The sequence below is a fragment of the Brevibacterium antiquum genome (assembly GCF_016107655.1).
Lineage (GTDB): Bacteria > Actinomycetota > Actinomycetes > Actinomycetales > Brevibacteriaceae > Brevibacterium > Brevibacterium antiquum.
In genome coordinates, this window is the sequence record NZ_JABASX010000010.1 from 180,382 (window position 1) to 191,885 (window position 11,504).

Annotated in this window: 8 protein-coding genes; 3 read left to right on the forward strand and 5 right to left on the reverse strand. The window is 61.7% G+C overall.

The window, feature by feature from the left end; all coding sequences use genetic code 11:
- The first annotated feature begins 50 nt into the window (after positions 1-50).
- On the forward strand, positions 51-305 hold the full coding sequence (purS, locus tag JFC13_RS16585; protein WP_198398148.1) for a phosphoribosylformylglycinamidine synthase subunit PurS: 255 nt from the start codon (positions 51-53) through the stop codon (positions 303-305).
- Positions 305-1,042 carry a phosphoribosylformylglycinamidine synthase subunit PurQ gene (purQ, locus tag JFC13_RS16590; protein WP_198398149.1) on the forward strand — a complete coding sequence of 246 codons (738 nt, stop codon included), beginning with the start codon at positions 305-307 and terminating at the stop codon, positions 1,040-1,042. The genes purS and purQ overlap by 1 nt, the downstream gene beginning before the upstream one ends.
- Positions 1,043-1,139: 97 nt before the next feature.
- On the opposite strand, the gene JFC13_RS16595 is transcribed toward purQ, so the two are convergent.
- From JFC13_RS16595 to JFC13_RS16615, 5 genes are all read right to left on the reverse strand, one after another.
- The gene (locus JFC13_RS16595; protein ID WP_198398150.1) at positions 1,140-1,850 is read right to left on the reverse strand and encodes a hypothetical protein; all 711 of its coding nucleotides are present in this window, start codon (positions 1,848-1,850) and stop codon (positions 1,140-1,142) included.
- A gap of 443 nt (positions 1,851-2,293) precedes the next feature.
- Complete coding sequence (locus JFC13_RS16600; RefSeq protein ID WP_198398151.1) at positions 2,294-2,788, reverse strand: peptidoglycan-binding domain-containing protein; 495 nt, start codon at positions 2,786-2,788, stop codon at positions 2,294-2,296.
- A 322-nt stretch (positions 2,789-3,110) separates the two neighbouring features.
- The gene (locus tag JFC13_RS16605; RefSeq protein WP_198398152.1) at positions 3,111-4,847 is read right to left on the reverse strand and encodes a hypothetical protein; all 1,737 of its coding nucleotides are present in this window, start codon (positions 4,845-4,847) and stop codon (positions 3,111-3,113) included.
- A gap of 396 nt (positions 4,848-5,243) precedes the next feature.
- A complete protein-coding gene (locus JFC13_RS16610) occupies positions 5,244-7,445 on the reverse strand; it encodes an ABC transporter ATP-binding protein (protein WP_269770062.1) in 2,202 nt (733 codons plus the stop codon).
- A gap of 1 nt (position 7,446) precedes the next feature.
- Positions 7,447-9,180 carry an ABC transporter ATP-binding protein gene (locus JFC13_RS16615; RefSeq protein WP_198398170.1) on the reverse strand — a complete coding sequence of 578 codons (1,734 nt, stop codon included), beginning with the start codon at positions 9,178-9,180 and terminating at the stop codon, positions 7,447-7,449.
- Between the two features lie 229 nt (positions 9,181-9,409).
- On the opposite strand from JFC13_RS16615, the gene JFC13_RS16620 reads away from it, so the two are divergent.
- Positions 9,410-10,549 (forward strand): DUF6882 domain-containing protein, encoded by a 1,140-nt coding sequence (locus tag JFC13_RS16620; RefSeq protein WP_232488712.1) that lies wholly within the window; start codon positions 9,410-9,412, stop codon positions 10,547-10,549.
- Positions 10,550-11,504: the final 955 nt, after the last annotated feature.

The following is an 11,504-nucleotide window of genomic DNA, read 5'->3' on the forward strand; positions in this document are numbered from 1 at the left end:
GCGAGCGCGGGAGGAACTCCCGAACACTTTCTTGAAGGAGCAGAACACGCATGGCAAGTGTCGTCGTTGAGGTGATGCCCAAACCCGAGATTCTTGACCCTCAGGGTAAGGCGATCTCCGGTGGAATGTCCCGACTCGGCTTCACCGGTTTCGGTGAGGTGCGACAGGGGAAGCGCTTCGAACTCGAGGTCGAGGGTGAGGTCACCGATGAGGTTCTCGCGCAGGCTCGTGAGGCGGCGGAGAAGCTCCTGTCCAACCCGGTCATCGAGAACGTCGTGGCCGTTCGCGCCGTCGAGGAAGCCTGATGACCGCAGTCGCCACCGAGCCCACCATCGCCGAGGCGGGTGCTGAGTCCGGAGTCTCGATCGGTGTTGTGACATTCCCCGGCACCCTCGATGATCGTGATGCCGCACGTGCGGTTCGTCTTGCGGGTGCGAAGCCGGTCAACCTGTGGCACGCCGATTCCACGCTTGCCGGTGTCGACGGTGTCATTCTGCCCGGTGGGTTCTCCTACGGGGATTACCTGCGCTGCGGCGCGATCGCGGGCTTCGCTCCGATTATGGACGCCGTCGTCTCCGCCGCCAACGCCGGAATGCCGGTCCTGGGCATCTGCAACGGATTCCAGATCCTGTGCGAATCGCACCTGCTGCCTGGCGCCCTCATCCGCAATGACCACCAGCATTTCGTCTGCCGTGACCAGGAACTGGTCGTGGAGAACACGAATACTGCCTGGACCGGTGACTACTCACAGGGACAGACCATTCGCATTCCGCTGAAGAACGGTGAAGGCGGATTCGTCGCCACCGACGAGGTTCTCGACGAACTCGAAGGCTCCGGTCGCGTGGTCTTCCGCTATCAGGGGCTCAACCCCAACGGTTCTCTGCGTGACATCGCCGGCATCACGAATGAGGCCGGAAACGTCGTGGGACTCATGCCCCACCCCGAACACGCTGTCGAGGCCGGTTTCGGACCCGAAGACGGCGGCGGCATCGACGGTCAGGGGTTCTTCTCTTCTGCCGTGCGCACTCTGGTCAGGGGCTGAGCTCACAGACCGGTGCACGAAAGGGCCCCGAAGCACGGCATGACGCCGCGCCTCGGGGCCCTCAGCAGTTTGTGCCTTGTTGTCGGCCGGAGTGACCTCACTCCTGCGGTTCGGTCGGCTTGACCGTCACTGCTGCCGTGTCCTCGAGATCACCGCACGTGGCGACGGCCTCGTACTCGCCCGTATCGGGCATGCCGTCCCTTGGCATGTACCTCACTGATGCAGACTCGTCCTCACCGGCGAGCTGCCTCTTCTCCCAGACCTTCGACCGGCCTTCTTCGTCCTCCTTGAACACCTGGAACAGGACTTCGTCCTTGCTCGAGCAGTTGACCATCGTCAGGTTGAGTCCCTCTTGGTAGAGCGACTCGTCGAGCGTCGTCGATTCCGGGTCCATCACGAGAGTACCGTCATCGTAGTCACCCCGATCGCCCTCGATGATGTGGACGCGAGCGTCAAATACGCGGTCCGGCTCATCACCGCGTTTGACCGTAACCGTGAACTTCACGTTCGTATCGTCGGGCTTCTCATCCATGACAACCGCCCCGTCGTACGCTCCGTCCTTCTCCGCTGTCCGCAGCTCGTTGTCCAGGCTCGTGGTGACCTCGTCTCCCTTCTTGAGCCCGTCGATCGTGAACTCGATGCCCGTGCCCTGTGTGACCTCGAGAGGCGTCATCTCCCGGTATTTCAACGCCAAGTCCGCTTCCTTCATCACCGAATCCTGATTCGAGCCATCTGAAGCCGTCGCCGGTCCCACTCCGAAGGCGGAGAGGCCAAGAGCGATGGAAGCTGCCAGTGCGAGCTTCTTCATTGTGATCATCCTTCTTTCGCAGCAAAAGGTCGTAACAGCCATATTCGGTTGTGCCAGTCACACTACGAAGGTCGGATGACGGTTGTGGAGTTGTGTTCGTTGTGGTCATGACAGGCCTGTCATGACAGATCTGTCACTCCGTGATGACAACGAAACTTGCTCACCCATTGAGCTGAGTCGATGCTGGGACTGCTGAAGCTGAGCTGGCTCGCACAGTTCTCCGAAGCGCGTCGTCGTTCCAGCTCAGTAGGTCGCAACAGTCGTGGATATGAGGTGGAACTCTGCATCTGCGCGGCGATGTCCCTGAGCCAGGTTCAGGTGGCGTTCAGCTTCGGGGTCACGCATTGATGTCTTCGCGCGTCGCGCGCGATCCAATCGTAATGGGCGATTTCGGTTCTATTGCCTGGACCCACTGCTGAGTGGGCCCAGGCAATAGGTCCGAGTCAGTCCTCAACCCATTTGAGGCCGACGGCCGTCTCGAGAGTCGCGGATGCCGCATGCATCTCGACCGACCACGTCTCGTCACCGACGACGCCGTCGACGTCGGCCTCGCCCCACTTCTGGAAGCCCTCCACAGCAGCCTTGGTCTCGGCTCCGAAGTTGCCGTCTGGCTCCCCTGGTGAGGGCCAGTCCCCCTCGACCGAACCGTTCTTCAGCACTTCCTGCAGGTCGGCGACGGCCTTATGGGTCGAACCTTCCTTGAGCACCGGCATCGGTCCGCCGTCAGGCAGTGCTTCCCAGGTCTTGTCCCCGACGATGCCATCATCGTCCAGCCCGGCTCCTCGCTGGAAGTTCTTCACCGCTTCTTCCGTGACTGACCCGAATATTCCGTCGACGGCCACTGAATGATCCGGCACCCTGCGCAGCGCTCGCTGTGCCCTCTTGACGACATCGCCTTGTGACCCTTTTTCGATGATCGGCTGACCGGGGTTCGACATGTTTCCTCCTCTATCGATGCCGGTGGAGCCTCATTGAGAGAGGCACCGGCTGTGAATACTTGTGGAAGCAGCCTTGCCGCCACAAACGTCAATCTATGGGCGCAGTTCCTCTTGCGACAAGGGTCCGACGGTACTCAGAAGGCATGCCCGCGAGTTGGTGCCGACACAATTTCGCTGCTGGGGTCATAGCACGCAGTTCGGCCCCGGCGCACTGGCTCATCTGCAGATTCGATGAGTCGGTGCACCGGGGCCGAACGCCCTTCTGGCAGTGTCGATTCGCGCCGACGGGCCGGGGGTATTCACCAGCCCGTCGGGTCGCCGATCACTGCCCAGGCTGTGATCGGCGACGGGCGAAGAGAACTGTCGCAGCACCTCCCACGATCAACACTGCTCCTGCGCCGAGTCCGGTGATTTCGGCACCGGTGCGAGGCATCGAGCCGGTATTGCCGGAATCATCCGCTGGGCCGGAATCGCCGGCCTCGCCGGCGTTGCCGCCATCGGTGCCGCCACCGTTGCTGGTGACGAGGAATTCGCCTTGCATCTCCGCTTGGTCCGCGCACATCGCAAACACCTTGTAGGTGCCGACGTAGGGTGCGGGATCGTCGCCGAGTCCGTAGATCTGGACCGAGGCGGCTGCGTTCTCATTCGCCTCGGCGCTCTGTTCGTAGAGCTTCCCACTGGGTTCGAGTCCCCAGACCTCGAACTTGACCTCGCTGCCGGGTTCACATTCGGTGACAGTGATCGTCACCCCCTTGTCTCGGTTGATGAAGTCGACTGCAGAGATCTTCTCCGGATTGATGGAGAGCTTCGCTTCGGCGCCGGCGTCTTCGTCGCCGGTCACGGTGAAGGTCGACTCTGCGCTCTTATCCCCGCACGAAGCCATGACGAGGAACTCGTCGACCCACGCCTTGCCGCCTTCACCTTGGGGCATGAACGTCGCGTGCCCGGCCGCGTCTTCACCGGCCTGCTGCGTCTCTTCCCAGATGGTGGTATCAGGGTCGCTCTTGGTGCTCACCCTGAACGTCACCTCTTCGTCCATATGGCAGTTGACGAATGTCATGTGGACTCCGTCGTTGAGGAAGTCTTCCAGGCTCTGAGTCTTGGGCGACACGGTGAGATCCGAGTTCGCATCATCGCCGTCACCATCGGTCACGGTGAAGGTCGTCTCCGCACTCTTGTCGCCGCACGAAGCTGTGACTACGAAGTCACCGACCCAGCCGTCACCGCCCGTGCCAGGCATGAACGTGGTGGATCCTGCCCCATCTTCACCGGCCACCTGCGAGTCCTCCCAGATGGTGGTGCCTGGGTCGCCCTTGCGAGCGATGCGGAAATTGACCTCTTCATCCATCACGCAGTTGACGAGGGTGATCTGGACACCGCCGTTCATGAAGTCGTCCACGTTCTGAGTCTCCGGCGAAACTGTCAGGTCTGCCTCCTGCTCCTCATCATCGGGAGCCACGACCTCGACGCTGCCGCTGAAGGTCTTCGATTCCGCCCCCTCACGCGTGACGGTGACTGTGACATCGAGCGTGTCACCGGTCTTGAGCTCTGTGTTACCGAGGATCGTCCCGGTGAATGCACCATCGCTCTCGACCGTCGTCGAGGTGGCTTCACCGGGTTCAGCGGTGACGACGTCCCCAGCTTTGAGGGAATCGACGGTGTACCGGATCCCCTGATTGGGGTCACCGATCTCTTCGGCTGTCATCTCTGTCTTCTCGAGGGAGAAGCTGGCATCGATCACCTCGGTTTCCTCTGCACCGTCGGTGGCGCCGTCCTTCTTCGCTCCGTCTTCGGCTGCGTCCGGATCGGCTGCCTCGTCCGCAGGCGGCTCGGTGGCCGCGGCATCACCCTGTGCTTCATTCGTGCCTGTGCCCGGGTCGGATGCGTCAGCACCGGGGTCGTCTGCTTCACCGGGATCTGCGGCATCTTCGCTCGGAGACTCTGTGCCTGCCTGCGCAGCCGATGCTTCAGCTGTGGTCAATGTGCTCGCGGCCGCCGGACCGACTCCGAGCGTGGAAATCGCCAGTGCGATGCTTGCTGCAAGTGCCAGCCGTTTCATGATGATCCTTCCAGAGATCTGCGTGGCTGCCATGTTCGGTGATGAAATGGACCATACGTACGTAGTTAGCGGGTGGCGACTTTTGGTCTTTTAGTTCATGACGGAAATGTGATTGAGAAATTCCACAATGTTTATCCGTTCGAGACATCAACCTGGTCCGAAGAACGGTCCGCCCTGCCCATTTCGGTGCTGGTTCCTCCGCCCACCTCGGCTTTCTCTCCCGGCACAGCACCAGGGACAGCGTGAGAGCAGAGACGAGTCCATGTCACGATTGTGCAGAGACGGTCATCTTTGGCCGATAATCGTTACCTTCGAAATGAATTGACTTCGGCCCCCACAGCCGAAGCTGCAGGGGCCGATTCGCCCGTTGCGACCATGTCATCAGTCGCAATGGGTTCAGGTGTCTGTGACCGTGTCGTCCTTCAGCCCCCTCGGGGCCGGCCCGCCGTCGCGAATTCCTTCCGCAGACTCTGCGTCGTCAACGCCATCGGCGTCGTCAGCGGCATCCATGTCCGTTCGATCCTCGACGAGGATTCCGATCTCGGTCTCTGACTCAGCGAGCACCTCGGCGGTGAATTGCTCCTCCGCATCCTCCCCACGGAACTGTGACATGTAGAGGCGGTAGTACGCTCCTTCCGCGTTCAACAGCTCCTCATGGTTGCCGTGTTCGACGATGGCTCCGTCCTCCATCACCAGAATGGTGTGGGCATCACGGATCGTCGACAGGCGGTGCGCGATGACGAACGATGTTCTGTCCGTTCTCAGAGCAGCCATGGCCTGTTGGACGAGAACCTCGGTACGGGTGTCGACCGAAGATGTCGCCTCGTCGAGGATGAGCAGTGACGGGTCGGCGAGGAACGCCCGCGCGATCGTGATGAGCTGGCGTTCACCGGCAGAGACGCTGCCACCGTCGGAGTCGATGACCGTGTCGTATCCATCGGGGAGCTGTCGTACGAAGCGATCGACCATGGTTGCCTGTGCGGCAGCCATGACCTCTTCGTCGGTCGCGTCGAGTCTGCCGTACCGGATGTTCTCTCGAATGGTGCCTTCGAACAGCCATGCGTCCTGGAGCACCATACCCACGTGGGATCGCAGGTCTGCTCGGGTCAGATCCTGGGTGTCGGTGCCGTCGAGGTAGATGTGGCCACCGGTGATTTCGTAGAAGCGCATCACCAGGTTGACCAAGGTGGTTTTGCCTGCCCCGGTCGGTCCGACGATGGCCACCGTGTGACCTGGTTCGGCCGTGAACGAGACCTTCTCGATGAGCGGAGTGTCCTCGGTGTAGCGGAAGCTGACCTCGGAGAACTCGACCCGGCCCGGGGTACGCTGCGGCAGCGTCTCCTGCGCGTCGTCGGGTTCTTCCTCCTCGGCATCCAGCAGTTCGAATGTCCTCTCCGCCGAGGCGACACCGGACTGCAGCATGTTCGCCACTCCGGCCATCTCGGAGATCGGCTGGGAGAACTCACGGGAGTACTGGATGAACGCGGTCGCGTCACCCAACGTCATCTGCCCCGAGGCCACTTTCAGGCCGCCTGCGACAGCGATGAGCACGTAACTGAGGTAGGACACGAACTGCATCGCCGGCATGATCATGCCCGACACGAACTGCGCACCTGCCGAGGCCTTGTACAAAGACTCGTTGCGACGGTCGAACTCTTCGAGCATGATCTCGTCGCGGCCGAAGGCCCGGACCACGTCGAGGCCGGAGAACGATTCTTCGACGTGTCCGTTGACTTCGCCGGTGTGTTTCCACTGTGCCTTGAACATCTTCTGCGACCGGGTGCCGATGACTCCGGCGATGACCGCGGAAAGCGGAAGCGCGATGAGTGCCAGCAGCGCCAGCTGCCAGGACACGATGAACATCATCACGCCGATTCCCACAATAGTCAGTGCGGACTGAACCAGTTGAGAGAAGGCCTGCTGAAGCGCCTGCTGGATGTTGTCGACGTCGTTGGTCACCCGCGACATCACGTCGCCGCGCTGCCTGGTGTCGAAGTATCGCAGCGGGAGCTTGTTGATGGTGCGTTCAATATCTTCGCGGAGCCGATAGACGACCCGCATAACGAGGGCGTTGAGGATGTAGCCCTGCGCCCACATGAGCATCGAGGCCACGAGGTACATGAGGAGGACGATGATGATGATCTGGCCGAGCGCGGTGAAGTCGATGCCCTGGCCGGGAACGACCTCTGCGGTGGCCAGCATATTGGCGAAGTCGTCTCTGCCTTCCGCGCGGGCACCGGCGATGATGTCGTCGATGTCGGCTCCGGCCGGCAGCTGAGATCCGATGACACCGGAATAGACGATGTCCATCGCCTTGCCCAGGACCTTCGGCGCGATGACGGTGAGGACGACCGAACCGATGACGAGCAGGACGACGTTGATGAGCCCGAGCTTCTCGGTTGCCATCAGTCCGAACAGTCGTTTGACCGAGGGCCAGAAGTGCTTCGCCTTTCTCGCCGGGGTGTCGCCGAACATGTCCCCGTCGCCGCCCTGCGGCAGGTAGTCCTCGTCGGCGACCTGCGCTGTGTCGGGGTCGGCAGTCGTCGTTGCCGCCGAGGTGTCTGACGTCGTTGACTCGTTGGATTCCTGGTGCGTCATGTCAGTTCACCCCTTCCGTGGCCAGTTGGGATTCGACGATCTCCTGGTAGGTCTCATTCGCATCCACAAGTTCCTCGTGAGTTCCCCGGCCGACGATCTTGCCCTCGTCGAGGACGATGATCTGGTCGGCGTCTCGAATCGTGGAGACTCGCTGAGCCACGACCACGACTGTCGAATCGCCGGTAGTTTGCTCCAGGGCGCTGCGCAGCCGGCCGTCGGTGGCGACGTCCAGAGCTGAGAACGAGTCATCGAAGACGAAGATCTTCGGCTTGGCAGCCAGAGCTCTCGCGATGCAGAGCCGTTGCCGCTGTCCGCCGGAGAAGTTCGTGCCGCCCTGGGCGACGACTGCCTCAAGCTGATCGGTCTTATCGGTCACAAAGTCCGTTGCCTGGGCCGTCGTCAGCGCCTCCCACAGTTCGGAGTCATCGGCGAACTCGTTTCCGAACCGGAGGTTGGAGGCGATGGTGCCGGAGAACAGATACGGCTTCTGCGGCACCAGACCCACCAGCTGTGCCAGCTGATGCCGGTTGAATGCGCTGACGGGAACACCGTCGATGAGCACGTCTCCTGACTGCGGGTCGAGCAGACGGGGGACGAGGTTGACGATGGTGGACTTGCCGGCACCTGTGGCGCCGATGATCGCAGTCGTCGTGCCCGGCTGTGCGGTGAAGCTGAGGTTCTCAAGAACGGGAACCTCGGCTCCGGGATAGCCGAAGGTGACATTGCGGAACTCAAGCTCACCTCGGCGCGGGAGTTCGTCGACGCCCTTCGGGATGATCATGGACGAGGTGGAATCGAGGACTTCGGAGATGCGCTCAGCGCAGACGACAGCGCGGGGAATCATCATCATCATGAACACACCCATCATGACGGCCACGAGGATCTGCAGGAGGTACTGCAGGAAGGCAGTGAGTGAACCGACTTCCATCTGGCCTGCGTCGACGCGGTGGCCGCCGAACCACAGCACGGCGGCGGTGGCGAGGTGGAGGATCATCATGATCGCCGGGAACATGAGCACGAAGAGGTTGCCGACCTTGACCGAGGTCTCTGTCAGTGCCCGGTTGGCGTCGGCATAGCGGTCGGCTTCGAAAGGCTCGCGCACGAACGCACGCACGACCCTGATGCCGGTGATCTGTTCGCGGAGGACTCCGTTGATGTCATCGACCTGTTCCTGCATCCGTCGGAACAGCGGCATGAGCAGGTAGACGAGGATGCCGACGACGATGAACAGCGCTGGCACGGACACCCATACCAGCCAGGACAACCCCACGTCCTCGCGCAGCGCCATGATGATTCCACCGATGCACATGATCGGCGTGGAGACCATGAAGTTCAGGGTCATGAGCACCAGCATCTGGACCTGTTGGACATCGTTGGTGTTACGGGTGATGAGTGTGGCGCTGCCGAACCTGCCGACCTCCAGCGTCGAGAGCTCGTCGACCTTGCTGTAGATGGCCCGACGCAGATCCCGCCCGACGCCCATGCCCGTGCGGGCACCGAAGAAGATGGCAGTCACAGCGGTGACGACCTGGACAAGGCAGACGATGATCATCGTCATTCCAGTCGACCAGATGAAGTCGGTATCGCCCTTGGCGACTCCCTGGTCGATGATCTGCGCATTCAGGCTCGGCAGGAATAGAGCCGCGATGGTCGCAACCAGCTGGAGGACGACGACGAAGACAATGTAGAGCCAATAGGATCGAGCGTATTTCAGGGACAGGCGTAATAGGGCCACGGTGGACATCCAGAGATGTGAGTAGTTCGCGAAAAGGCGTTGAGAAATTCAAAAGCGCAACAGGCAATCTTACATGCATTCTCCTCCCTGGCAATAGGTCGAACCCGACTCTCAATTCGTTACAGTTCACCACACGCCACTGACATGACCCGGCGAAACCAGCTCCGACCTGGGCGGTGGCTCCGCGTGCCTCCTCGATAATCGGGCGCACACCTCTAGTCTTGAAATCATGAGCACAACTTTGCAGGACCTCGTCAATCGCGCCGTCTTCTTCTCCACAGAGATGCAGACGCACTTCGGCGCACTCATCGCCGATGCCGAATGGGAGGTCGATTTCACCTCCGACCCGCATCTCACCTTCACCTCCTCAGAGGGGACTGTCCTGCGTGGTCGCCCGCACCTGCTCGGCTCGGAGTCGAACGGGCAGAGCACGTGGCTGTGGGGATGGGAGAACATCAACGAGTTCCCCGAGCCCGTCGTCTCTCTCGCTCACGACGTGCGCAAGTTCGGTGCCGCCGAGGATGTCGCTGAGCTGATCACGGAAGAGCTCCCCCTCGATGAGGAGCTGGCGCTGCGTCTGACCCTCGCGGCGAAGGAGATCACCGGCAAATGGGCACACTACCCGGCTGCAGCGGGTGCCGGTACGACTGTCTGGCTCCTTGTCGATGCTCCGGAGCTCACCCTTCCCGAGCCTCAGGTCAAGACAACGGTGCGCGCCCTGATGCAGGGGCTGACGCAGACAACGGTGACTGATCATCGCGCCGCGCTTGTGGCGTATGTGAGCAAGCGGGGCATCCCCACCGCGGAGTTGCCCGAGGGCGGGCTGCGTCTGCTCTTCGCTGATGGTTCGGCCGATCTGTCCTTTGACGAGGAACGCCGGATCTCCAACTGCGAGATGGGTGCCCCGCTTGAGGGCGAGGCCGCCCAGCAGTATGCACAGGCCACCGGGGCTTCCTTGACAGACCAAGAATCCGTTGGAACTCCTGCCGCAGAGGCCGCTGCACAGCCGGCTCCCCCTGCACCGAGCCCGGCTCCTGAAACCGCTGCCTCCGGCGCGGGTTCGGCCGCCGCCCCATCGATGCATTCGACACCTGGGTCGTCGCCAGTGGAGTCCACCACCGAAACCTCCCACGAGACCGCCCCGACCCCATCCCCCGCCGAGGCGGGCCCAGGTGACGAGCGCGACTCCGATTCTTCTCGTCCCGCACCCGAGACCGGGTCCGAGCAACCGCGCGTCGCCGAACCAGAACCTGCGGCCTCGCCAACGGACAAGGCACAGGACGGCGATCGCCAGCCAGAGGAGCAGGAGGCCAAGGCGGAGGAGCCGAAAAAGAAGAAGGGGCTGTTCTCGAAGCTCTTCGGACGTTGACCTGCGGGTAGTGCGTGCCCATCGCCGGTTGATCGGCACGCGTGGATACCGGCTGAAGTTGCGGTCGAAGAAGGTACCTTCGTCCCGGGCCAGGGGTCAGATCAGAATTGCGTGAAGACGGGAATCCGGTGAGTCAGACCTCGCCGGATTCCCGTCTTCGTATCTCAGATCGACGGCCGCTGATCCGTCTTTCGTCAGTTGACCGAAGGCTGCTTGGATAAGGAGAGGTCCGGCCAAGCGTGTGATCGCCAGGAAGATGCGGTTCGTCGATACCTGCCGTGCCACGGTCGACCTTGTCCGCTTGCACACTTAGAAGCGAGAGAGCCTTGGCAGGTTGGCGACGCGTTCGATGATCCCCTCAACGCGATGATGCCTGAGAGCGGCTGGACAGGCTCGTAGAAGATCAGATTGAGCCGGAACACGACAGTCATGCCGAACGCGGCGAGGAGGGCTCCCAGCCACGCGGTGGAACCGCGGGAAGGCTGCGGCTACGACCTCGGCGAGACCAACAAGGACCTGCACGCTCGGAGAGAAGCCCATAAAGCGCCGGGCCAGACATAGGGGACTCATCTCGAGGTATTGCACGAGAGCGGCCAGTCAGATGCGGAGGAGCCAGTGCCCCGTCCAGAGCAGTCGAACAGTGATCACTCGCGGCTTGCTGGGGATGCTTCTGTCGGTGGCATCCACACGCTACGCGCATGACGCATGGGGTCCGGTACGGCCGTCGGAGTCGTCGCTCGAACCTGCCGGCCACCCCGATGGGGCCAGTGAATATGAAAAAGGGGCTATCCCGCAACCGACGGAACAGCCCCAAGCAAAGAAGACACACCACGTGTGAATACAAGAATGGCGGTGTAAGGAACAATCCCACAGGATCGAACCCCACACCGCCACTCTCCAAAGAATATTGCGGCAGTCACTTACTCTCCCACAACCACCAAGTTGCAGTACCATC

What these genes read in the sequence shown, in the direction of transcription:
- JFC13_RS16600 (WP_198398151.1), bottom strand. Translation starts at nt 2,788, where the DNA reads ATGTCGAACCCCGGTCAGCCGATCATCGAAAAAGGGTCACAAGGCGAT.
- purQ (WP_198398149.1), top strand. Translation starts at nt 305, where the DNA reads ATGACCGCAGTCGCCACCGAGCCCACCATCGCCGAGGCGGGTGCTGAG.
- purS (WP_198398148.1), top strand. Translation starts at nt 51, where the DNA reads ATGGCAAGTGTCGTCGTTGAGGTGATGCCCAAACCCGAGATTCTTGAC.
- JFC13_RS16605 (WP_198398152.1), bottom strand. Translation starts at nt 4,847, where the DNA reads ATGAAACGGCTGGCACTTGCAGCAAGCATCGCACTGGCGATTTCCACG.
- JFC13_RS16595 (WP_198398150.1), bottom strand. Translation starts at nt 1,850, where the DNA reads ATGAAGAAGCTCGCACTGGCAGCTTCCATCGCTCTTGGCCTCTCCGCC.
- JFC13_RS16610 (WP_269770062.1), bottom strand. Translation starts at nt 7,445, where the DNA reads ATGACGCACCAGGAATCCAACGAGTCAACGACGTCAGACACCTCGGCG.
- JFC13_RS16620 (WP_232488712.1), top strand. Translation starts at nt 9,410, where the DNA reads ATGAGCACAACTTTGCAGGACCTCGTCAATCGCGCCGTCTTCTTCTCC.